The organism is Streptomyces amakusaensis (assembly GCF_039532665.1).
Classification (GTDB): Bacteria; Actinomycetota; Actinomycetes; order Streptomycetales; family Streptomycetaceae; genus Streptomyces; species Streptomyces amakusaensis.
This window is the reverse complement of record NZ_BAAASB010000001.1, coordinates 84,818-106,474: the sequence shown is the minus strand read 5'-3', so window position 1 is coordinate 106,474 and position 21,657 is coordinate 84,818. Positions and strand designations below refer to the sequence as shown.

Sequence of the window (21,657 nt, the reverse complement as noted above, 5' to 3'; positions counted from 1 at the left end):
CTGCGTCTACGGTTCGAACCGCTCGCCACCGCGGGCCCCGTCGACCGTCACGCCGAATCCTGCCGTCGGTCGAAGGGAATCGACGCTTGAGTGCGCCGAAGGCAGGAGCGGGGGACCCAGGTAGGCGCCGGGCACCGGCCGTTGGAGACGACGGCGGGAACCGGCTTGGGGTGAAGCCGCGCGCTAGGACGCGCGGCCGGGCAACTCACTTGGCCCGAACCCGACAGCTCACCTCGCAGGCGTCGGTGAGGAGAAGTTCCATGCTGTTTTCCGGCAAGGGCAAGCACCGTCGCCCGTCCAAGGCTGTCCGCGTCGTCACGTTCGCCGGTGTCACCGGCGCGGCCGTCGCCGCCCCGCTGATCGGCGCGAGCACCGCGTCCGCGGCCACCGCCGCCGAGTGGGACAAGGTCGCCCAGTGCGAGTCCGGCGGCAACTGGTCCATCAACACCGGCAACGGTTACTACGGCGGCCTCCAGTTCTCGGCCTCCACCTGGGCCGCGTACGGCGGCACCGCCTACGCCCCCACCGCCGACAAGGCGACCAAGGCCCAGCAGATCCAGACCGCCGAGAAGGTCCTCGCCGGCCAGGGCAAGGGCGCGTGGCCGAGCTGTGGCGTCGGCCTCTCCAACACCCCGTACACCGGCACCACCCCGGCCCCGGCCCCGGTCAAGCAGGCCCCCAAGCAGCAGGCCCAGCCCCAGCAGCAGGCGCCGCAGCAGCAGGCCCAGCCCCAGCAGCAGCGCGCCGAGGTCCCGACCACCCGCTCCGAGCGCGCCCAGGCCCCCGCCCCGGCCCCGCAGGCCGCGCAGCCCCAGTCGAAGCCCGCCGCCAAGGTCCAGGGCTTCCAGAAGGGCGACGGCGAGTACGAGGTCAAGGCCGGCGACACCCTCAGCACCATCGCCGCGGCCGAGAAGGTCGACGGCGGCTGGGGCGAGCTGTTCCAGCTGAACAAGGACATCGTCCAGGACGCCGATGTCATCTACCCGGGCCAGCTGCTCGACCTGAGCTGATCCGCCCCTCCCTTTGTGGAGCGTCTTTGGGAAAAGGCGCTCTCCGGGCAGTGGACCACCCCGGTCCGGCGCGCTTCCCCCGAACGCGCCGGGCCGGGGTGCTATTCGTCGAGGGTCTCGTTACCAGTCGGTAAAAGCGGGTTCTTCCGTCTCGGGGGGCGGGCATCCGCCGGGTGTGACCCGCTGGACGGTTAGGCTCTTGTCGCAAGGCCAATGAGACCCTGCATTCCATGCGTCACATCCCATAAGGAGATGCTCGTGCCGTCCATCGACGTCGTCGTAGCCCGGGAAATCCTGGACTCCCGAGGCAACCCCACGGTCGAGGTCGAGGTTGGCCTCGACGACGGCAGCACCGGCCGTGCTGCCGTTCCCTCCGGTGCTTCCACCGGAGCCTTCGAAGCCATCGAGCTTCGTGACGGCGACCAGAACCGCTACCTCGGCAAGGGCGTCGAGAAGGCCGTCCTCGCCGTCATCGAGCAGATCGGCCCCGAGCTGGTCGGCTACGACGCCACCGAGCAGCGCCTGATCGACCAGGCCATGTTCGACCTGGACGCCACCGACAACAAGGGCTCGCTCGGCGCCAACGCCATCCTCGGCGTCTCCCTCGCCGTGGCGCACGCCGCCTCCGAGGCCTCCGACCTGCCGCTCTTCCGCTACCTCGGCGGCCCGAACGCGCACCTGCTGCCCGTTCCGATGATGAACATCCTGAACGGCGGCTCGCACGCCGACTCCAACGTGGACATCCAGGAGTTCATGATCGCCCCGATCGGCGCGGAGTCCTTCTCCGAGGCGCTGCGCTGGGGCGCGGAGGTCTACCACACCCTCAAGAAGGTCCTGAAGCAGAAGGGCCTCTCCACCGGCCTCGGCGACGAGGGCGGCTTCGCGCCGAACCTCGACTCCAACCGGGCCGCGCTCGACCTCATCCTCGAGGCGATCAAGGAGGCCGGTTACACCCCCGGCCAGGACATCGCGCTCGCGCTCGACGTCGCCGCCTCCGAGTTCTACAAGGACGGCGTCTACTCCTTCGAGGGCAAGTCCCGCACCGCCGCCGAGATGACCGAGTACTACGCGGAGCTGGTCGACGCCTACCCGCTGGTCTCCATCGAGGACCCGCTGTTCGAGGACGACTGGGACGGCTGGAAGGCCCTCACCGAGAAGCTGGGCGCGAAGGTCCAGATCGTCGGCGACGACCTCTTCGTCACCAACCCGGAGCGCCTCGGCCGCGGCATCGAGGAGAACGCGGCCAACGCCCTCCTCGTCAAGGTCAACCAGATCGGTTCACTGACCGAGACCCTGGACGCCGTCGAGCTGGCCCAGCGCAACGGCTTCAAGTGCATGATGTCCCACCGCTCCGGCGAGACCGAGGACGTCACCATCGCCGACCTGGCCGTCGCCACCAACTGCGGCCAGATCAAGACCGGCGCCCCGGCCCGCTCCGAGCGCGTCGCCAAGTACAACCAGCTGCTGCGCATTGAGGAGATCCTCGACGACGCCGCGGTCTACGCCGGCCGGAGCGCGTTCCCCCGCTTCAAGGGCTGATCCGCACCAGGGGCCCGGTCCGCACCCGAGCCGATCCGCTCCGGGAGCCGATCCGCGCCCCGTCGTACGCACGTCCCCGGCCGCGGTCCCGTACCGTGTCCGGGGACGTATGTACGTGAGGCTCCGCATCCGGAGCGACGGAGCGGCGGAGCAGGGGAGGCGGAAGACATGGCCGGGAAGAGCCGAGACCGGTTCTCCACCGCGACCAGGCTGCGGCTGCTCGGCGAGCAGACCGCCGCCCGTGTCTACCGCTCCCAGACCCGGCGGCAGGCCCGCCGCTCCCGGCTCACCGGACGCGCGGCCTTCCTCGCCCTCGTCGTCTGCTCGCTGGTGGTCGCCCTCGCGTACCCCATGCGGCAGTACGTCTCCCAGCGCGGCGACATGGCCGAGCAGCGCGACCGGATGGCGGAGGCGAGAGAGCAGGTCGAACGCCTCCGGGACGAGAAGGCCAGACTCCAGGACGACCTCTACGTCCGTCGGCTGGCCCGGGAGCATCTGCACTACGTGCTCCCCGGCGAGACCGGATACACGATGATCGATCCGGAGGTCGCGGAACAGCGGCGCACCGAGGACGGTTCGGCCGACCGCCCCTGGTACTCCAACGTATGGGACGGCGTCGACGACGCGGACCGCCGCTGACGACGCGGCACCCGGCCCCAGCACCTCCGGCGGACCGCCGGGCAGAACCACAGAGACTGTTAGAGCCAAGGCAGGCATGGAAACCCCTCCTCCCCACACCGAATCCACCGTTCCCACCGACGCGGACATCGCGGCGTTCAAGGAACAGCTCGGCCGCCCGCCGCGCGGGCTGCGCTCCATCGCGCACCGCTGCCCCTGCGGTCTGCCGGACGTCGTCGAGACCGCGCCCCGGCTGCCCGACGGCACCCCCTTCCCCACGCTGTACTACCTGACCTGCCCCCGGGCCGCGTCGGCGATCGGCACGCTGGAGGCGAACGGGGTCATGAAGGAGATGACCGAGCGCCTGGCGACCGACCCCGAGCTGGCGGCCGCCTACCGCGCCGCGCACGAGGACTACATCGCGCGCCGCGACGAGATCGACGTGCTCCAGGGCTTCCCCAGCGCCGGCGGCATGCCGGACCGGGTGAAGTGCCTCCATGTCCTGGTCGGCCACTCGCTGGCGGCCGGCCCCGGGGTCAACCCGCTGGGCGACGAGGCGATCGCGATGCTGCCCGAGTGGTGGCGCAAGGGGCCGTGCGTCTCGCCGTGCGCGCCCGCCGAAGCCTGATCCGCCACCCCTCCCAAGGAGCGCGCATGACCAGGGTCGCCGCCATCGACTGCGGTACCAACTCCATCCGGCTGCTCGTCGCCGACGTCGACCCCGCGACGGGGAGCCTGACCGAGCTCGACCGCCGGATGACCATCGTCCGGCTCGGCCAGGGCGTCGACCGCACCGGCCGGCTGGCCCCCGAGGCCCTGGAGCGGACCTTCGCGGCCTGCCGTGAGTACGCGGCGGTCATCGAGGAGCACGGCGCGGACCGGCTCCGCTTCGTCGCCACCTCCGCCTCCCGGGACGCCGAGAACCGCGCGGAGTTCGTCGGGGGCGTCCTGGACATCCTCGGTGTCGAGCCCGAGGTGATCACCGGTGACCAGGAGGCCGAGTTCTCCTTCACCGGGGCCACCAAGGAGCTGGCGGGGGACGAGGAGCGCCTGGTCGTGGACATCGGCGGCGGCTCCACCGAGTTCGTGCTCGGCCGTGAGCACGTCGAGGCGGCCCGCTCCGTGGACATCGGCTGCGTACGGCTCACCGAGCGCCACATCCGCAGCGACCCGCCCGCCGCCGCCGAGCTGGACGCCGTCCGCGCCGACATCGGGGCCGCCCTCGATCTCGCCGCCGGGACCGTCCCCCTCACCGGGGACCGGACCCTCGTCGGGCTCGCCGGATCGGTCACCACCCTCGCGGGCATCGCCCTCGGTCTCGACGCCTACGACTCGGCCGCGATCCACCGGGCCCGGATCCCTCGCGCCCGGATCGCCGAGATCACCCACGCGCTCACCACCGCCACCCACGCCGAGCGCGCCGCGATCCCGGTCATGCACCCGGGCCGCGTCGACGTCATCGTCTCCGGCGCTCTCGTCCTCCTCGCGATCATGGACCGGACCGGTGCGTCCGAGGTGGTCGTCAGCGAGCACGACATCCTCGACGGGATCGCCTGGTCCATCGCTCGGTGAAGAAGTTCGTGAACTTCTTCACAAGGAAAAGAGCCCTGATGGGCGCTGTGGGAGGCCGAAAGCCCCCCTCGCGTGGGCCATTCGGCCCCCTCCGGGACGGGCCGAGTGGCCCGAGGGACATTTCGGCGGTGTGAACCCGGCCGGTGGTCCATTTGTAAGGAAGGGTTAAAGGCCAGCTCACAGGGGGTTCGGCGGCCCGTGGCGGGGGTTTTGGTTCCTTCGCGGAAGCATGATCCCGGTCACGCGGGCCGCGTAGTGTAGCAGGGGGTACCCAACTTCTTGTGAAGGGGCTCACGAGCACCCCCTGTCAGGGGGGTGGATACTCGATGGCATGAGCACCACGGAGCGTCCCAGGATCCTCGTCGTAGGCGGTGGGTACGTAGGCCTGTACGCGGCGCGCCGCATTCTGAAGAAGATGCGGTACGGCGAAGCGACCGTCACGGTCGTCGACCCGCGCTCGTACATGACGTACCAGCCGTTCCTCCCCGAAGCCGCCGCCGGCAGCATCTCGCCGCGGCACGTCGTCGTACCGCTGCGACGCGTGCTGCCCAAGGCCGAGGTGCTCACCGGCAGGGTCACCACCATCGACCAGGACCGCAAGGTGGCCACCGTCGCCCCCCTGGTCGGCGACGCGTACGAGCTGCCCTTCGACTATCTGGTGGTCGCCCTCGGCGCGATCTCCCGGACCTTCCCGATCCCCGGCCTCGCCGAGCAGGGCATCGGCATGAAGGGCATCGAAGAGGCCATCGGCCTGCGCAACCATGTGCTGGAGCAGCTGGACAAGGCCGACTCCACCACCGATGAGGACGTCCGCCGCAAGGCGCTCACCTTCGTCTTCGTGGGCGGCGGCTTCGCCGGTGCGGAGACCATCGGCGAGGTCGAGGACCTGGCCCGGGACGCGGCCAAGTACTACAACAATGTGAAGCGCGAGGACATGCGCTTCATCCTGGTCGACGCGGCCGACAAGATCCTTCCCGAGGTCGGGCCGAAGCTCGGCGCGTACGGCAAGGAGCACCTGGAGAGCCGCGGCGTCGAGATCTACCTCTCGACCTCGATGGACTCCTGCGTGGACGGCCATGTCGTGCTGAAGAACGGCCTTGAGGTCGACTCCAGCACCATCGTGTGGACCGCCGGTGTGAAGCCCAACCCGGCGCTCGCCCGCTACGGTCTCCCGCTCGGCCCCCGCGGCCATGTGGACACCGCCACCACCCTTCAGGTCCAGGGCACCGACTACGTCTGGGCCGCCGGCGACAACGCCCAGGTCCCGGACCTCGCCGCCCGCAAGGCCGGTGTCGAGAACGCCTGGTGCCCGCCGAACGCCCAGCACGCGCTGCGCCAGGCCAAGCTCCTCGGCGACAACGTCATCTCCGGGATGCGCGGCTTCCCGCAGAAGGACTACAGCCACGCCAACAAGGGCGCGGTCGCCGGTCTCGGTGTCCACAAGGGCGTCGCGATGATCGTCATGGGCAAGATGAAGATCAAGCTCCGCGGTCGGCTGGCCTGGTACATGCACCGTGGCTACCACGGCATGGCGATGCCGACCTGGAACCGGAAGATCCGCGTCTTCGCCGACTGGACTCTTCAGATGTTCCTCAAGCGCGAGGTCGTCTCGCTCGGCGCGATCGAGTCGCCGCGCGAGGAGTTCTACGAGGCGGCCAAGCCCGCCCCGGCCCCGGTCTCCACTCCCGCTCCGGAGAAGGCCAAAACTTCCTGACCTGCAAGACACCCTGTTCGAAGGGCCGTCCGCCATCCGTGGTGCGGGCGGCCCTTCGGCATGTCCGACGAGGGCCGGGGCCTGTCCTGAAACCGTCGCCCGTTCCCCCCGGCCGGTCGCGGATGCCACCGCCGTGCGAGGGGCTCGCTCAGAATTCTGTGCGAGATCGCGTCCAGACGGGAAGCACGCACAGTGGTCGGCTTGTTGTCCCCGGTGAGCGGGGCACCGGAGCACAGGACCCCGAGGCAGCGAATCATCATCACGGAGGTGTGCGTCATGGCCGACGCCGCACTGCGGCTGGCGACCTTAGCCGAAGAACTGCTCAACACCCCTTTCCCGGTCCGTCTGCGCGCCTGGGACGGCTCCGAGGCGGGACCGGCGGACGGGCCGGTGCTGATCCTCCGGCGCCGGCGGGCGCTGCGGAGGCTGTTGTGGCAGCCGGGTGAGCTGGGACTCGCCCGGGGCTGGGTCGCCGGGGACATCGATGTGGAAGGGGACCTCTACACCGCCCTGGACCGGCTCGCCGGCATCATCTGGGAACGGGCGGACGGTGCTATTCCGCTCCGGGACCCCCGGCTTCTCACCGCGGCCCGCACGCTGATCGGACTGGGCGGCGCGCTGCCCCCGCCCCGGCCGCCCGTGGAGGAGGCCCGGCGCCGTACCGGCGGTCTGCACACCAAATGGCGCGACCGGCAGTCCATCAGCCACCACTACGACGTGGGCAACCCCTTCTACGAGCTGGTCCTCGGCCCGTCCATGGTCTACTCCTGCGCCTACTGGGACGAGACCACCTCGCTGGAGGAGGCCCAGGCCGCCAAGCTCGATCTCGTCTGTCGCAAGCTCGGCCTCACCGAGGGCGAACGCCTGCTCGACGTCGGCTGCGGCTGGGGCTCGATGGCGATGCACGCCGCCCGTGAGTACGGCGTCAGCGTCACCGGAGTCACCATCTCCCGCGAGCAGGCCGCGTACGCCCGCAAGCGCATCGCCGAGGCCGGGCTCACCGACCGGATCGAGATCCGTGTTCAGGACTACCGGGACGTCAAGGACGGCCCTTATGACGCCATCTCCTCCATCGGGATGGCGGAACACGTCGGAGCCGTCCGCTATCTGGAGTACGCCCACCAGCTCCACGCGCTGCTGAAGCCCGGCGGCCGGCTGCTCAACCACCAGATCGCCCGCCGCCCCGAGAAGGACGAGGACGCCTACCGGGTGGACCCCTTCATCGACCGCTATGTCTTCCCCGACGGAGAGCTCTCCCCCCTCGGCCGCACCGTCTCCCTGCTGGAGGAGGCGGGCTTCGAGGCCCGGGACGTCGAGTCGATCCGCGAGCACTACGCCCTGACCCTGCGCCGCTGGGTCGCCAATCTGGAGGCGGGCTGGGAGCAGTCCGTACGTCTCACCTCCTTCGGGCGGGCCCGCGTCTGGCGGCTGTACATGGCCGCCAGCGCGCTCGCCTTCGAACACAACCGGATCGGCGTCAACCAGATCCTGGCCGTCAAGACCCCGGAGACCGGGGCCGCCGGGCTGCCGCTGCGCGCCCGTACCTGGAACTGATCCACCGGCACACCGAAAGGCCCCGCCGGGGAGAGCGGTCGGCTCTCTCCGGCGGGGCCCGGGCGACGCGGTGCCGCGGCTACTCCGTCTTGATGGCCGTCAGCATGTTCAGCCGGGCGGCGCTGCGGGCCGGCCACATGGCGGCCAGCACTCCGACCGCCGCGGCGAGCAGCAGGAAGAGTCCGATCCGGGCCCAGGGGATGACCAGGGCGTAGTCCGGGATGGAGCTCTTCAGGGTCTCGCCGATGGCCCAGCCGAGGAAGGTGCCGAGCCCGATGCCGATCAGCGCGCCGAAGACCGAGATCACCACCGCCTCCAGGCGGATCATGCGCTTGACCCTGGCCCGGTCCAGGCCGATCGCCCGCAGCATGCCGATCTCCTGCTGACGCTCGAAGACCGACATCGCCAGGGTGTTGACGACTCCGAGCACCGCGATGATCAGCGCCATGCCCAGCAGGCCGTACATGATGTTCAGCATCTGGTTGATCATGCCGCCGAAGGAGTTGCGCAGCTCCTGCTTGTCCATGATGTTCATGCCGGGGTCATTGCCCAGCGCCTTCACCAGGGCCTGCTCATTGGCGGCGCTCTCGCCGCCGTCCATGGTCAGCCAGACTTCCTGGATGTCCGGGGTCGAGTCGTACGGGGCGACGACGGAGGCGGAGAGGACGAACGGGGAGATGAACTCGTTCTCCTCGTAGACCGCGCCGATCGTCAGCTTCTTCTTCTCGGCCTTACGGTCGTCGCCGTCCTGGTGGAAGGTGACCGGCAGGGTGTCGCCGGTCTTCCAGCCGTTCTCCTTCGCGGTCTTCTCGGCGACGGCGATCCGGCCCTCGCCGAGGGTGGCGAGCGAGCCGGAGACCGTGTCGAGCCGGAAGACCTCGGGGGCGTCGGCGGCGTCGACGGCGGAGACGATCCGCTCCTCGCCGTCGATCTTCAGGAAGAAGGCCTGCTGGCCGGAGACGGCCTTGACGCCCTCGGCCTTCTCCAGCGCGGCGAGCACCGAGGCGTCCATGGTGTTGCCGCTGGCCATCGTGACCATGTAGTCGGCGCGGACGTTGTCCGTGGTCGCCTTGTCGATGGCGTGGCTCAGGGTGACGCCGATGACCGTCAGACCGGTGACCAGGGTGAGTCCGATCGCCAGCGCGGAGGCAGTCGCTCCGGTACGGCGGGGGTTACGGACCGCGTTCTGCGCGGCGAGCTTGCCGGAGACTCCGAACAGCCGGCTCAGCGAGGGGCGCACCAGGGCGATCACCGGGCGGGAGAGCAGCGGGATCAGCACGATCACACCGATCAGGGCGAGGAAGGCCCCGCCGCCGATCAGCATCCGGCCCTGGCCGCCGCCGGTGGCCGCGCCCGAGACGATCCCGATGGCGCCGGCCAGCGTGATGACGCCGCCGATGGTGTTCCGCACCAGCAGGGACTTGGCGGTGGCGACCGCGTGGGCGCTGCCCATCGCGGCCATGGGGGCGATCCGGGCGGCCCGGCGGGCGGGCAGCCAGGCGGCGAGGACGGTGATCAGCACACCGACCACGAAGGCGGCCAGCACCGAGCCGGGGGCGACGATCAGCGCACCGGCGGGCAGCTCCGCGCCGAAGCTGCTCAGCGCGGAGCGCAGCCCGACCGCGAGCCCGAGGCCCAGCAGGAAGCCGAGGGCGGAGGCGATCGTGCCGACCACCGTCGCTTCCATGATCACCGAGCTTTTGACCTGCCGGCGGGAGGCGCCGATGGCGCGCATCAGCGCCAGTTCCTTGGTGCGCTGGGCGACCAGCATGGTGAAGGTGTTGGCGATCAGGAAGATACCGACGAAGAGCGCGATGCCCGCGAACACCAGCAGCATGGTGTTCAGATTCTTGAGGCCGGACTCGATGTCCTCGGCCTGCTGATCGGCGATCGCCTCACCGGTCTTGGCCTTGGCGCCCTTGGGCAGCAGCTCCTTGACCTCGGTCAGCACCTTCTGGTCGGAGACGCCTTGGGCGGCGGCGACATTGATCTCGCTGAAGTGGCCGGGCTTCAGATAGAGCTTCTGCGCCACGGCGGTGTCGAACAGGACCAGGCTGCCGCCCGCGTTGACCTGTCCGTCCTCGGTGGTGAAGACGCCGGAGAGGGTGAACTCCCGCACCGGTCCGCTGGTGGAGACCCGTACCGTGTCGCCGACCTCGTACTCGCCCTTCTCGGCGGTCTTCCGGTCCAGGGCTATCTGGTCGGCCTTCACCGGGCCCTCGCCCCTGGTGAAGTCGTACGAGGTGTCCTCGCCGTCCTTGCCGGGGGCGAAGTTCGCCCCGGTGTTGGACCAGCTGCTGCCGATCAGCTTGCCCTTCTGGTCGGCGACCCCGGCGAACCCGGAGACCCGTCCGACGGCTCCGGCGACGCCCTCCGCGCCCTGGATCTTCTTCAGGGTGGCGTCGGCGAGGCCGTCCTGGCTCATCCCGCCACCGCTGTTGCTGGTGGGGCTGGAGATGACCACGGCGGTGCCGTCGAAGCTCTTGGCCGTCTGTTTGCGGAAGGCGTTGCCGAGGGTGTCGGTGAAGACCAGGGTGCCGGAGACGAAGGCGACGCCGAGCACGACGGCGAGGACGGTCATCAGCAGCCTGGCTTTGTGCGCGAGCACATTGCGCAGGGCGGTACGGAACATGTCAGTGAGTCCTGGGGTGAGAGCCGGAAGTCTGCTGGGCGGTGGGGATCAGCTGGTCCGGCCCTTGGCGTCGAAGGCCTTCATCTGGTCGAGGACGCCGTCGGCGGTGGGGTGCAGCATCTCGTTCACGATCCGGCCGTCGGCGAGGAAGATCACCCGGTCGGCGTAGGAGGCGGCGACGGGGTCGTGGGTCACCATGACCACGGTCTGGCCCAGCTCGCGCACGGAGTTGCGGAGGAAGCCGAGCACCTCCGCGCCGGAGCGCGAGTCCAGGTTTCCGGTGGGCTCGTCACCGAAGATGATCTCCGGCCGGGAGGCCAGGGCGCGCGCCACGGCCACCCGCTGCTGCTGGCCGCCGGAGAGCTGGGTGGGGCGGTGGCTGAGCCGGTCGCGCAGACCGACCATGTCGATGACGGTCTGGAGCCACTGCTGGTCCGGCTTGCGGCCCGCGATGTCCATCGGGAGCGTGATGTTCTCCAGCGCGGTGAGCGTGGGGAGCAGATTGAACGCCTGGAAGATGAAGCCGATCTTGTCCCGGCGCAACTGGGTGAGCTGCTTGTCCTTCAGCGTGCCGAGTTCGGTCTCGCCGATGCGGACCGAGCCGGAGCTGAAGGTGTCCAGTCCGGCGACGCAGTGCATCAGCGTGGACTTGCCGGAGCCGGACGGCCCCATGATCGCGGTGAACTCCGACTGCCGGAAGTCGACGCTGACCCGGTCCAGGGCGACCACCTGGGTCTCGCCCTGTCCGTACACCTTGGACAGATCCGTGGCGCGCGCTGCCGCGGTGGTGGCTCGGTGTGCGAGGGGCGTGGTGGTCACGAGGGGGCACTCCTGTTTTCACGGTGGGGTGAGGTGCGGGGACTGACTCCATCCTGGCCGCGCCCCGGCTCCCGATCGTCAGCCCGCGTGCCCGTTCCCGGGGCCCTCTCTGGTCGCATCGGCGGGCCCGACCGTCCTCCTTTGGTATGACGGCACCCCTGAGTCGCCCACCGCGCCCGGTGGCCCGGATCACGGGATACCGGCAACAGACTGTGATCAGCCAGCGAAGATCACGTGAGGGTTCTGTGCGCCTTCGATAGCTCCCGGTGTGCGCCGGGTAGCACCCGGTCGCGACCGCGATAGAGGGCGGACGACCAGCCCGCCCGGCCCCGCCACACCGGCCGGCGCACTCGCGGTGCGACGAATTTCCGTCAATCACGGCTGACGGCGTGACCGCCCACCTGCTGGGACAGCCCCCTCCGGGTGTTCTGTCACCTGGGCTGACGTCACTTCAGGCGGCAATAAAATAAGACAACATCGGGCCAGCGGCCGACTGGCCTGGCGATCACCCGGATAGGGTCATGTGCTTACGCGGAGCCACGCACCTGGCCCGGATGGTGGAATGCAGACACGGCGAGCTTAAACCTCGCTGGCCTTCATGGCCGTGCCGGTTCGAGTCCGGCTCCGGGCACGACCATCGATACGCAGCGTCACCCGCGGGAACGAACCGGTGACCACGGCGCTCTCCTCGCCGGGGCCGGGCCGGCGGCCTCTCCGGGGCGGACCCCCGGCCTTCCCGTCGCCCGGGAGGGTGGTGCGGGGCGTCGGGTCCCTCACACGGGCTTCACCCGAAACCGTGATCCCAGGTCACAATCCGGAAAGATCCTCCCCAGGCACTAGGGTGCTTGCTTTGCTCCCGCATTACTCTTGACGCAAGGCCGCGCAAGGTGGCCATGGAGGAGTGAGATGAGGAGCAGCAACCCGGTCTTCTCGCGACGGGGGTTCAGCCGCGACAACGGTTCCGCGGGCTTCAACGCGCAGCCGCAGGCCGGGGGACCCGTCGCAGGAAACCCCTACGCCCAGGGTGCCGCGAACCCGTACGCGACCAACCCTTACGCGCCCGAGGCCCAGCTCGGCACGGGCCCCGAGGCCCCCGCGCGCGCCAATGTGATGACGATCGACGATGTCGTGTCGCGTACCGCGATCACGCTCGGCACCGTCGTCCTCACCGCTGTGCTCTCGTGGGTCCTGCTGCCCGTCGACAGCGCGAACATCGGCAAGTCGTACGGCATCGCGATCGGCGCCGCGCTGATCGCCATCGTCCTTTCGCTGGTCCAGGCGTTCAAGAGCAAGCCGGTTCCGGCGCTGATCCTGGCGTACGCGGCCTTCGAGGGCATCTTCCTCGGGGTCATCTCCAGCGCGGTCACCACCTACGTCAGCGCGGGCGCGGTTCCGCAGGCGGTCCTGGGCACCATGGCGGTCTTCGCCGGTGTGCTCATCGCGTACAAGATGCGCTGGATCCGCGTCAACCGCCGCTTCTACGGCTTCGTGATGGCGGCCGGCCTCGGCTTCGTGCTGCTGATGGCGGTCAACCTGCTCTTCGCCGTGATCGGCGGCGGCGACGGCCTCGGCTTCCGCAGCGGCGGTCTCGGCATCCTCTTCGGCGTCATCGGCGTCATCCTGGGCGCCTGCTTCCTCGCCCTCGACTTCAAGCAGGTCGAGGACGGGCTGACCTACGGCGCTCCGCGCGAGGAGTCCTGGATGGCCGCCTTCGGCCTCACCATGACCCTCGTCTGGATCTACCTGGAGATGCTGCGACTGGTGTCTCTGATCACCGGCAACGACTAGCGGTGACCGGCTGAAGTGACGAAGGGCCCGCAGGCGCACCGCCTGCGGGCCCTTCGGCGTTCCCGGGTCCCGGGGCGCGGGCCTACAGCAGTTTGCGCGCGGCCCGCCGCAGGTCGTACTCGTGGACGATCGCCTTGGCGTGGCCGTACGACAGGCTGTACTCGCTCCGGAGCCAGCTGATCTTCTCCTCCAGACGGAGAAGGGACGGGCCGTCCTCGACGGCGCGGAGCCAGTCGGAGATCTCACGACCGGTGCACTGGGGGATTCGGGAGAGCAGATTTCGGTGGGTCTCTTCGGAGAAGACTGGGGACATCGGCGCCTCCGGACGCTTCGCGCGTGTGCTCCTTCACGCCACCGTGCCCGAGCGTTCGTCCGTTGGCAACACTCCCCGGGGTGCGCATAGGGTCGCGGTGTGCTTGATACGACCGATCTCACCGCGGCAGTGGAACGCTTCGCCGACCGGCTGCGCGCCGCCCCGCAGAGCCGCCTCCAGCGGGGCGCGGCGGCCGAGGCCCTGGCGCTGGCCAGGGAATTGGCGCTGCGCGCCCAGCGGGTCGAGACCCCGGACCGGCCGCCCAGGACCATGCCCGACGCGGGGGTGTTCGCCGTCGCCGACCAGCTGACCGTGGCGGCGGCGGATCTGGCCGAAGCGCTGAGAACGGCCCCGGCCCCCCGGCAGACGGAGGTGGACGAGGCAGCGCTTCTCGTACGCACGGCGGCGGAGCGCGCGGGGCTGTAGCCGGTGGCGCACCGGAGCGCGCGGGCGGGCCGCCGGAGCGCGCCCGGAGCGGCGTCAGAACGAGGCGATGACCCGGTCCGCGAGGATGTAGACGGCCTCGTCGCCGCAGACGAAGGTCAGGGCGTACGCGCCGGAGACACTGGAGCCGCCCAGCAGCACCGGGGCGTCACCGGAGCGCAGCGACTCGGCGAGCCGCTCGGCGGTCTCCCGGTGGCCCGGGGTCAGGCAGAGCGTGGTCCCGTCCGCGAAGACATAGACGTCGAGCGTGCCCAGCGGGCCCGGCCGCACATCGGTCAGCTCGGTGTGGGCGAGGGCCAGCTCCTCCAGCCGGCTGACCGTGCGCTCGTGGTCGGTGACGACCGAGGTCCGCACGGGGACGAAGTCCGGGTGCGAGGGGTGCCGGCGGCGGGCGGCGGCCAGCTCGGCGGAGTCCTCCGCGAACCCGGTCGTCTCCGGGAGGTCGGCCGGCTCGTCCAGCGCCTCGATCGCGTCCAGGTCCATCGCCTCCAGCCCCAGGAAGTCGCTCTGCCTCGGCACATAGAACGGCAGCTCGTCACTGGGAGCGCCCGCGCCGCCGCCCAGCAGCGGCAGCGGGACCTCCCCGCCCGGCCGGGCGGCGGCGTCGGCGGCGTCCCGGGTCTCCTGCGCGGCCCAGAAGGCGCGCGCCTCCGCCAGCTCGCGCTCCCGCTCCTCGGCGAGGGCCTCGGCGACGGCCGCGCGTATCTCCCCGGCGGGAGTGGGACGGGCCTGCGGCACGGCGGCGACGGCGGGGCGGACCCCGGCGGCGGTCGCGGCGGACAGCTCGGTGCGCAGGGCCGTGACCTGCTTGCGGAGTCCGTACGCGGCGTGCAGGGCGGCGGCTCCCACCACCGTGGCCGCGGCGGTGGTCAGCAGCAGGGCAAGAGACATGGCGCTCACTGACGTACTCCCGGTTTCATTCGACACCTCCGACTTCCTACATCAGCTTGTGGGGAGCCGACTTCTCCCGGCAGTGCATTACGTCATGAAAGGGACAGGACTTTTGGCCTGCTGTTTACCGGAGCAGGGGTTTGACCTGGGGAAACGGCACTCCCCCAGGAGAGAGATCACATCCTGGGGGAGTTTCGGTCACGAGTTGGGTTTTCGGGTCTCCGGGCGACTGGAAGCCCAGCTCGGCCGCGTCTCAGCTCAGCCGCTCGTGCTGGTGGTCGCGCTGAGTTTCGACACCGCTGCGGCCGGGTGCGCCCCTCGTTCCTCGGGCCACCCCCAACCCCAGCCGCGTCTCAGCTCAGCCGCTCGTGCTGGTGGTCGCGCTGAGTTTCGACACCGCTGCGGCCGGGTGCGCCCCTCGTTCCTCGGGCCACCCCCAACCCCAGCCGCGTCTCAGCTCAGCCGCTCGATCACCATCGCCATCCCCTGGCCGCCCCCTACGCACATGGTCTCCAGGCCGAACTGCTTGTCGTGGAACTGGAGGCTGTTGATCAGGGTGCCGGTGATCCGTGCGCCGGTCATGCCGTACGGGTGGCCGACCGCGATCGCGCCGCCGTTGACGTTGAGCTTGTCGAGGTCGACGCCGAGATCCCGGTAGGAGGGGATGACCTGGGCGGCGAAGGCCTCGTTGATCTCGACCAGGTCGATGTCGCCGATGGTCAGCCCGGCGCGGGAGAGGGCCTGGCGGGAGGCCTCGACCGGTCCGTAGCCCATGATCTCGGGGGAGAGGGCGGAGACCCCGGTGGAGACGATCCGGGCGAGCGGGGTCAGGCCCAGCTCACGGGCCTTGGTGTCGCTCATGATCACCAGGGCGGCCGCGCCGTCGTTGAGGGGGCAGCAGTTCCCCGCCGTCACCAGGCCGTCCGGCCGGAAGACGGGCTTCAGCCCCTCCACGCCCTCCAGGGTGACACCAGCGCGCGGCCCGTCGTCCGCCGTGACGACGGTGCCGTCGGGCGTGGTGACCGGGGTGATCTCCCGCTCCCAGAAGCCGTTGGCGACGGCCTGCTCGGCGAGGTTCTGCGACCGTACGCCGAACTCGTCCATCTCGCGGCGGCTCACACCCTTCAGCCGGGCGAGGTTCTCCGCCGTCTGCCCCATGGCGATGTAGGCGTCCGGCAGCAGCCCCTCCTCGCGCGGGTCGCGCCAGGAGTCCGCCCCGCCCTCGGCGACCTTCGCGGTACGGGCCTGGGCCTCGGCGAAGAGCGGGTTCTGGGTGTCGGGCGAACTGTCGGAGGAGCCCTTGGCGAACCGGGAGACCATCTCCACCCCGGCCGAGATGAAGACATCGCCCTCGCCGGCCTTGATGGCGTGCATGGCCATCCGGGAGGTCTGGAGCGAGGAGGAACAGTAACGGGTGATCGTGCAGCCGGGGAGATGGTCCATCCCCAGCTGTACGGCGACGATCCGCCCCAGGTTGAAGCCCTGCTCCCCGCCCGGGAGCCCGCAGCCGAGCATGAGGTCGTCGATGTCCCGGGGGTCGAGTCCGGGGAGCTTGTCGAGGGCGGTCCGCACGATGAACGCGGTCAGATCGTCGGCGCGCAGCTCCTTGAGGGAGCCCTTGAAGGCCCGGCCGATGGGGGAGCGGGCGGCGGAAACGATGACGGCTTCGGGCATCACGGCTCCAGGAGGGTGAGGACGGAGGACTCGATGGGAAGCTACCGGTAGGTAGGGACGGGGTCACCAGCCGCGCGGTGTGACACAGGCCTCAATTCTAAGCGAGCGCTCACTTTGGGGTAATCTCGGTGGTTGGAGGGGTGGGAGAGGCCGGTGGGGCGTCGGCGGAGTCGGGCAGCCGCCGGCGGCGGCGGTGCTTCAGCAGCGCCCAGGGCGCGCGCGCCCCCGTCACCTCGGTGCCCGCCTCCCGCGCGGCCGTCACGGCGGCCTGCGCCACCGGCAGCATCCCCTCGTCCCGCGCCGCCTCCGGCCGGTCCGACTCCGGCCACACGCCCAGCGCCGCGCACACCGTCGGCAGCAGCGCCATCGCCGCCGTGGCGTACCCCTCGGCGGAGGGGTGGTAGTTGTCCGCCCCGAACATCTCCCTCGGGTTCGCCGCGAACTCGGGCCCCAGCAGATCCCCCAGGGAGACCGTCCGGCCGCCCTGCTCCACCGCCACGATCGTCTGCGCCGCCGCCAGCTGCCGAGACACCCGCCGGGCGAGCCACCGCAGCGGCTGGTAGACCGGCTCGATCGTGCCCAGATCGGGGCAGGTGCCCACCACCACCTCGGCCCCCGCCGTACGCAGCCTGCGCACCGCCGCGGCCAGATGGCGCACCGATCGCGTGGGCGGCATCCGATGGGTGACATCGTTGGCACCGACCATGATCACGCAGATGTCCGGCCGCCGGGAGACGTCCGAGAGCAGCAGCGTCACCTGTCGCGCCAGATCGTCGGACTGCGCCCCCGGCAGCGCCACATTGCTCATCTCCACCGGCCGCTCCGCCACCGCCGCCAGCCCCGAAGCCAGCAGCGCCCCGGGCGTCTGACCGGCCCGCCGCACCCCCTGGCCGGCCGCCGTGGAGTCGCCGAGCATCCCCAGCAGCAGCGGATCACTCCGTCCGAACGCCAGTCCGTACAGTCCGTCCGCGCGCGGCGGCAGGGGTGCCACACCGCCGCCCACCGAGCGCTTCGCCAGCTGGACCTCCGCGATCACGACCCCCACGGTCGCCGCCCCGAGCAGGCCGATACTTCCGCCGCCGTAGGCCGCGCCGGCGGCGATGCGACGCGCCACTCTCGCCCTCGACACCGTCCGGACCTCCTCTCCTCGCCGACCAAGCCGGTCTCCCAGCTAACTGCCCCGCTACGACCGTCGCCCAATCCCGCCCGGCTCCGCATACTCTGACCGCATTCACTACGGAGACCCCGGAGACATTGTGCGCATTCATGACTCGATGATCAGTCTGGTCGGCAACACCCCGCTGCTGAAACTCAACAGCGTGACCGCCGGCATCCAGGCCACCGTCCTGGCCAAGGTCGAGTACTTCAACCCCGGCGGCTCGGTCAAGGACCGCATCGCCCTGCGCATGATCGAGGCGGCCGAGGAGAGCGGAGCGCTCCTGCCCGGCGGCACGATCGTGGAGCCGACCAGCGGCAATACGGGCGTGGGCCTGGCGATCGTGGCCCAGCAGAAGGGGTACAAGTGCGTCTTCGTCTGCCCCGACAAGGTCTCCACCGACAAGATCAATGTGCTGCGGGCCTACGGGGCCGAGGTCGTCGTCTGCCCCACGGCGGTCGACCCCGAGCACCCCGACTCGTACTACAACGTCTCCGACCGGCTGGTCCGTGAGATCCCCGGGGCCTGGAAGCCGGACCAGTACTCCAACCCGAACAACCCCCGCTCGCACTACGAGACCACCGGTCCCGAACTGTGGGACCAGACCGAGGGAAAGATCACCCATTTCGTCGCGGGCGTGGGCACCGGCGGCACCATCTCCGGGACCGGGCGCTACCTCAAGGAGGTCAGCGACGGCGCGGTGAAGGTGATCGGCGCGGACCCCGAGGGCTCCGTCTACAGCGGGGGCTCCGGCCGGCCGTATCTGGTCGAGGGCGTCGGCGAGGACTTCTGGCCGACGGCGTACGACCGGACGGTGACGGATGAGATCGTGGCCGTCTCCGACAAGGACTCCTTCCAGATGACCCGCCGGCTCGCCAAGGAGGAGGGCCTGCTCGTCGGCGGCTCCTGCGGGATGGCCGTGGTCGCCGCGCTGCGGGTGGCCGAGCCGCTCGGGCCCGACGACGTGGTCGTCGTCCTGCTCCCGGACAGCGGGCGCGGATACCTCAGCAAGATCTTCAACGACGAGTGGATGGCGGACTACGGCTTCCTCTCCGACTCCGGCCCGTCCGCCTCCGTCGCCGACGTCCTGAGCCACAAGGAGGGCGGCGCGATCCCCAGCCTGGTGCACATGCACCCGGAGGAGACCGTCGGCGACGCGATCGCGGTGCTGCGCGAGTACGGCGTCTCCCAGATGCCGATCGTCAAGCCCGGCGCGGGACACCCCGATGTGATGGCCGCCGAGGTCATCGGCTCGGTCGTCGAGCGGGAGCTGCTGGACGCCCTCTACACCCAGCGCGCCTCGCTCGGCGACCCGCTGGAGAAGCACATGTGCGCCCCGCTGCCGCAGGTCGGCTCCGGCGAGCCGGTCGGCGATCTGATGAACGTCCTCGGCACCGCCGACGCGGCGATCGTGCTGGTGGAGGGCAAGCCCAAGGGCGTGGTGAGCCGCCAGGACCTGCTGGCGTTCCTCGCGAACAGCGGCAAGTAGCACCGGCACCGGCACCGGCCCTGGCCCCGTTCCCGTTCCCGTGCCGGACGCGCTTCGCGCGATCGGTACGCGCATGTCATGCGGGCGCAGCACGGGCTTAACACGAGGTCGGCAGAGTGATGGGTGTCGGTTGGGGGCCCTGGCGGGGGCCCTCGCCCGACGCCCTGAACGGCGTCCTGGATCTCCGGAGCGGCTCCCGGTCCCCTGGGCGTCTCGGACGTGGCGACCGGTCCTGACCCGGGAGCGCGTCCCACGCGGGGACCGCCGCCGTCCCGCCCTTCGGCCATCGGCCGGGGGTGCGGCGGTCCCCGCGTCACCCGCCTCCGGCCGGGCGGCTCAGTCCATCCAGGAGTCGGAGTCCCTCCGCTCCTCCTTGCGGAACAGCCGGGACAGCCCTCCCGAGGAGTGCGCCACGTTCACCCCGACGATCCCCGCCCAGGTGACGATCAGCCCCGGCAGCCCGGCGTTCACCACGCCGATCGCCGAGAGCGGCACGGCCAGGATCAGCGAGACCACGCCGAAGCCGAAACGTTCGCCGAAGCCGGAGTCGGAGCCGGCGGGCTGCCGGGGCGAGCGCGTCCCCCGGGCCACCGCCGTCCGGTTCTCGGCGAGCTGACGGCGGGTCCGCCGGTCCACCACGCCGTCGATCCGCTGCTCCACCTTGCTCAGAAAGGACTCCACGAGAGCCGACTCGTACTCTTCGCCCAGTTCGCGCCGGGCATGCAGGGTGGCGTCCAATTCCTTCTTCAGCTCCTGGTCACGGGCTTCCATACGGGTACGCTACGTCCGCCCGGCGCGGGCGTCAGTAGGGGTAGCCCCCCGGTCCGGGGCGGCTGGCCCCACCCTCCGGGAGAGGAGAAGGACGAGGTGGACGGCGTGAGCGACAGCCCTGCCGCACGACTGCAACAGTTGTTCGAGGGGCACCGGCTGACCCCCACCCAGCGCCGGATCGCCCACAGCATGGTGCGCCGGGCGGCCGACGTCCCCTTCCTCTCCAGCGTCGAACTCGCCGAGGTCGCCGGGGTCAGCCAGCCCTCCGTCACCCGCTTCGCCGTCGCGCTCGGCTTCGACGGCTACCCCGCCCTGCGCCGCCACCTCCGCGAGCTCGCGCCGCCCGCCGCCGCCGAGCCCGCCGAGCACATCCCCAACGAGTACCAGCAGGCGGTGCGCGCCGAGATCGAGAATCTGCGCCGGCTCGCCGAGCTGCTCGCCGACCCCGCCCCGGTGGAACGCGCCGGCCGGCTGCTCGCCGCCTCCCGCCCGCTGCCGGTCCTCGGGCTGCGCGCCGCCGCCGCCCAGGCCCGGGGCTTCGCCTACTTCGCGGCCAAGGTCCACCCGGACGTACGGCTGCTGGACGAGGGCGGCACCCTGCTCGCCGACCGCATCGACGCCGCCCGGCGCGCGGGCGCGAGCGCGCTGCTCTGCTTCGCGCTGCCCCGGCACCCCAAGGAGGTCGTGGAGGCGCTGGCGTACGCCCGTACCGCCGGGCTGACCGTCGTGACGGTCGCGGACTCGGCGTTCGCCCCGGTCGCGGGCGAGAGCGATCTGCTGATCCCGGCGGCCGTCGGCACCGGGCTCTCCTTCGACACCGTGTGCGCGCCGATGCTGCTGGGGCGGGTGCTGCTGGAGGCCATGTGCGACGAACTGCCGGACGCCCAGGCCCGGCTGGAGGAGTTCGACGCGGCGGCGGCGGCCCGGGGCCTCTTCGCCGACTGACGAGAGGTCCCGGGCCGCCGTGTTCCGTGCCGGAGCCGGTACGGGTCAGACCTCCCGCGACCGGTGGCGCGCGGCCACCGCCGACACCCACACCATCGCGGTGATCGCGCCGATCGCCAGCGTCAGCGTCCCGGCCGTCCCTCCGCTCATCGCCCACCCGTTGCCGAGGAGCAGCGCGGTCCCGGCGACCCGTGAGGCGATCGCCCGTCCCCGCTCCCCGGCCCGGGAGAAGTGCCGGCCGAGGACGTAGTTGGCGGCGATCAGCGAGGTGAAGGTGAGCGTCCCGGCGGCCATGTGCGCATAGCTCGGCCAGGTCATCGCGGTCGGCATCCCCTCCGGCGCACCGGCCGGGAAACCGTCCGCCGGGTCCATCACGAAGGCCCCGGCCGCCATCAGGCCGATGCCGCTGAGCAGGACCAGCCGCGGTGCCCAGATCCCTCCGGGGGTGCCCCGCAGCACCCGGCGGAGCCCGATCGACCCGAGGACGGTCAACACCCCGGCCAGCAGGAAGTTTCCGATCTGAAGCCAGCCGAGCGAGCCGTTGCTCAGGGCGCTCAGCGGATGGCGGGTGATGTCGAACCCCTCCCGGGCCGCGGCCTGGGTGAGGGAGACCACGGCCCACAGGGGCCCGGCGGCGGCGGAGAGCCCCAGCAGCGTGCGGGTCGAGACCCGAGCGGCCGGGGCGGTGGCGGCGGCGTGTGTGGCGGTGGCGGTGGCGGTGGTCATGT

19 protein-coding genes, 1 tRNA gene and 1 riboswitch are annotated in these 21,657 nt (G+C 70.9%); of the genes, 12 read left to right on the top strand and 8 right to left on the bottom strand.

Features of this window, described 5'->3' with window-relative positions; all coding sequences use genetic code 11:
• The first annotated feature begins 83 nt into the window (after window positions 1–83).
• Window positions 84–257: riboswitch (cyclic di-AMP (ydaO/yuaA leader) on the top strand.
• A gap of 3 nt (window positions 258–260) precedes the next feature.
• From ABD371_RS00455 to ABD371_RS00425, 7 genes are all read left to right on the top strand, one after another.
• Complete coding sequence (locus ABD371_RS00455) at window positions 261–1,010, top strand: transglycosylase family protein (protein ID WP_344471362.1); 750 nt, start codon at window positions 261–263, stop codon at window positions 1,008–1,010.
• A 258-nt stretch (window positions 1,011–1,268) separates the two neighbouring features.
• Window positions 1,269–2,549 (top strand): phosphopyruvate hydratase, encoded by a 1,281-nt coding sequence (gene eno, locus ABD371_RS00450; protein WP_190122273.1) that lies wholly within the window; start codon window positions 1,269–1,271, stop codon window positions 2,547–2,549.
• A gap of 168 nt (window positions 2,550–2,717) precedes the next feature.
• Complete coding sequence (locus ABD371_RS00445) at window positions 2,718–3,188, top strand: FtsB family cell division protein (protein ID WP_344471360.1); 471 nt, start codon at window positions 2,718–2,720, stop codon at window positions 3,186–3,188.
• Between the two features lie 76 nt (window positions 3,189–3,264).
• Window positions 3,265–3,795, top strand: coding sequence for a DUF501 domain-containing protein (locus ABD371_RS00440; RefSeq protein WP_190122271.1), 531 nt, complete (start codon window positions 3,265–3,267; stop codon window positions 3,793–3,795).
• Window positions 3,796–3,821: 26 nt separating this feature from the next.
• On the top strand, window positions 3,822–4,739 hold the full coding sequence (locus ABD371_RS00435) for a Ppx/GppA phosphatase family protein (protein WP_344471357.1): 918 nt from the start codon (window positions 3,822–3,824) through the stop codon (window positions 4,737–4,739).
• 331 nt (window positions 4,740–5,070) lie between these two features.
• Window positions 5,071–6,453 carry an NAD(P)/FAD-dependent oxidoreductase gene (locus ABD371_RS00430; RefSeq protein WP_344471355.1) on the top strand — a complete coding sequence of 461 codons (1,383 nt, stop codon included), beginning with the start codon at window positions 5,071–5,073 and terminating at the stop codon, window positions 6,451–6,453.
• A 276-nt stretch (window positions 6,454–6,729) separates the two neighbouring features.
• Window positions 6,730–8,007 carry a class I SAM-dependent methyltransferase gene (locus tag ABD371_RS00425; protein WP_344471353.1) on the top strand — a complete coding sequence of 426 codons (1,278 nt, stop codon included), beginning with the start codon at window positions 6,730–6,732 and terminating at the stop codon, window positions 8,005–8,007.
• Window positions 8,008–8,086: 79 nt separating this feature from the next.
• On the opposite strand, the gene ABD371_RS00420 is transcribed toward ABD371_RS00425, so the two are convergent.
• Window positions 8,087–10,639, bottom strand: coding sequence for an ABC transporter permease (locus ABD371_RS00420; protein ID WP_344471351.1), 2,553 nt, complete (start codon window positions 10,637–10,639; stop codon window positions 8,087–8,089).
• 48 nt (window positions 10,640–10,687) lie between these two features.
• Window positions 10,688–11,458: an ABC transporter ATP-binding protein gene (locus ABD371_RS00415; protein WP_344471349.1), complete on the bottom strand. Its 771-nt coding sequence runs from the start codon at window positions 11,456–11,458 to the stop codon at window positions 10,688–10,690.
• A 548-nt stretch (window positions 11,459–12,006) separates the two neighbouring features.
• Between ABD371_RS00415 and ABD371_RS00410 the strand changes: the two genes are divergently transcribed.
• Window positions 12,007–12,089: transfer RNA gene (locus tag ABD371_RS00410), tRNA-Leu, on the top strand.
• 275 nt (window positions 12,090–12,364) lie between these two features.
• Entirely contained in the window at window positions 12,365–13,246 is an 882-nt protein-coding gene (locus tag ABD371_RS00405; protein WP_344471347.1) for a Bax inhibitor-1/YccA family protein, read from the top strand.
• 82 nt (window positions 13,247–13,328) lie between these two features.
• Here ABD371_RS00405 and ABD371_RS00400 read toward each other — a convergent pair whose 3' ends face one another.
• The gene (locus ABD371_RS00400; protein WP_190122152.1) at window positions 13,329–13,559 is read right to left on the bottom strand and encodes a DUF4287 domain-containing protein; all 231 of its coding nucleotides are present in this window, start codon (window positions 13,557–13,559) and stop codon (window positions 13,329–13,331) included.
• Between the two features lie 99 nt (window positions 13,560–13,658).
• On the opposite strand from ABD371_RS00400, the gene ABD371_RS00395 reads away from it, so the two are divergent.
• Window positions 13,659–13,985 (top strand): hypothetical protein, encoded by a 327-nt coding sequence (locus tag ABD371_RS00395; protein ID WP_190122151.1) that lies wholly within the window; start codon window positions 13,659–13,661, stop codon window positions 13,983–13,985.
• 54 nt (window positions 13,986–14,039) lie between these two features.
• On the opposite strand, the gene ABD371_RS00390 is transcribed toward ABD371_RS00395, so the two are convergent.
• From ABD371_RS00390 to ABD371_RS00380, 3 genes are all read right to left on the bottom strand, one after another.
• Window positions 14,040–14,894 (bottom strand): hypothetical protein, encoded by an 855-nt coding sequence (locus tag ABD371_RS00390; RefSeq protein ID WP_425575797.1) that lies wholly within the window; start codon window positions 14,892–14,894, stop codon window positions 14,040–14,042.
• Between the two features lie 453 nt (window positions 14,895–15,347).
• The gene (locus ABD371_RS00385) at window positions 15,348–16,568 is read right to left on the bottom strand and encodes an acetyl-CoA C-acetyltransferase (RefSeq protein WP_344471339.1); all 1,221 of its coding nucleotides are present in this window, start codon (window positions 16,566–16,568) and stop codon (window positions 15,348–15,350) included.
• Between the two features lie 109 nt (window positions 16,569–16,677).
• Window positions 16,678–17,682 (bottom strand): SGNH/GDSL hydrolase family protein, encoded by a 1,005-nt coding sequence (locus ABD371_RS00380; protein WP_344472139.1) that lies wholly within the window; start codon window positions 17,680–17,682, stop codon window positions 16,678–16,680.
• 142 nt (window positions 17,683–17,824) lie between these two features.
• Here ABD371_RS00380 and ABD371_RS00375 point away from each other — a divergent pair, with 142 nt between their 5' ends.
• Window positions 17,825–19,213: a cystathionine beta-synthase gene (locus ABD371_RS00375; RefSeq protein WP_344471337.1), complete on the top strand. Its 1,389-nt coding sequence runs from the start codon at window positions 17,825–17,827 to the stop codon at window positions 19,211–19,213.
• A gap of 336 nt (window positions 19,214–19,549) precedes the next feature.
• Here ABD371_RS00375 and ABD371_RS00370 read toward each other — a convergent pair whose 3' ends face one another.
• Window positions 19,550–19,984 carry a hypothetical protein gene (locus ABD371_RS00370; protein ID WP_344471335.1) on the bottom strand — a complete coding sequence of 145 codons (435 nt, stop codon included), beginning with the start codon at window positions 19,982–19,984 and terminating at the stop codon, window positions 19,550–19,552.
• 105 nt (window positions 19,985–20,089) lie between these two features.
• Between ABD371_RS00370 and ABD371_RS00365 the strand changes: the two genes are divergently transcribed.
• Window positions 20,090–20,929, top strand: a complete 840-nt coding sequence (locus tag ABD371_RS00365) for a MurR/RpiR family transcriptional regulator (protein WP_344471333.1) — start codon at window positions 20,090–20,092, stop codon at window positions 20,927–20,929.
• A 45-nt stretch (window positions 20,930–20,974) separates the two neighbouring features.
• Here ABD371_RS00365 and ABD371_RS00360 read toward each other — a convergent pair whose 3' ends face one another.
• Complete coding sequence (locus tag ABD371_RS00360; protein ID WP_344471331.1) at window positions 20,975–21,655, bottom strand: DUF998 domain-containing protein; 681 nt, start codon at window positions 21,653–21,655, stop codon at window positions 20,975–20,977.
• Between the last annotated feature and the right edge of the window lie 2 nt (window positions 21,656–21,657).

Coding starts and splice junctions, on each gene's coding strand:
- ABD371_RS00455 (WP_344471362.1), top strand. CDS start 261: ATGCTGTTTTCCGGCAAGGGCAAGCACCGTCGCCCGTCCAAGGCTGTC.
- ABD371_RS00445 (WP_344471360.1), top strand. CDS start 2,718: ATGGCCGGGAAGAGCCGAGACCGGTTCTCCACCGCGACCAGGCTGCGG.
- ABD371_RS00440 (WP_190122271.1), top strand. CDS start 3,265: ATGGAAACCCCTCCTCCCCACACCGAATCCACCGTTCCCACCGACGCG.
- ABD371_RS00435 (WP_344471357.1), top strand. CDS start 3,822: ATGACCAGGGTCGCCGCCATCGACTGCGGTACCAACTCCATCCGGCTG.
- ABD371_RS00430 (WP_344471355.1), top strand. CDS start 5,071: ATGAGCACCACGGAGCGTCCCAGGATCCTCGTCGTAGGCGGTGGGTAC.
- ABD371_RS00425 (WP_344471353.1), top strand. CDS start 6,730: ATGGCCGACGCCGCACTGCGGCTGGCGACCTTAGCCGAAGAACTGCTC.
- ABD371_RS00420 (WP_344471351.1), bottom strand. CDS start 10,639: ATGTTCCGTACCGCCCTGCGCAATGTGCTCGCGCACAAAGCCAGGCTG.
- ABD371_RS00405 (WP_344471347.1), top strand. CDS start 12,365: ATGAGGAGCAGCAACCCGGTCTTCTCGCGACGGGGGTTCAGCCGCGAC.
- ABD371_RS00400 (WP_190122152.1), bottom strand. CDS start 13,559: ATGTCCCCAGTCTTCTCCGAAGAGACCCACCGAAATCTGCTCTCCCGA.
- ABD371_RS00390 (WP_425575797.1), bottom strand. CDS start 14,894: ATGTCTCTTGCCCTGCTGCTGACCACCGCCGCGGCCACGGTGGTGGGA.
- ABD371_RS00385 (WP_344471339.1), bottom strand. CDS start 16,568: ATGCCCGAAGCCGTCATCGTTTCCGCCGCCCGCTCCCCCATCGGCCGG.
- ABD371_RS00370 (WP_344471335.1), bottom strand. CDS start 19,984: ATGGAAGCCCGTGACCAGGAGCTGAAGAAGGAATTGGACGCCACCCTG.
- ABD371_RS00360 (WP_344471331.1), bottom strand. CDS start 21,655: ATGACCACCGCCACCGCCACCGCCACACACGCCGCCGCCACCGCCCCG.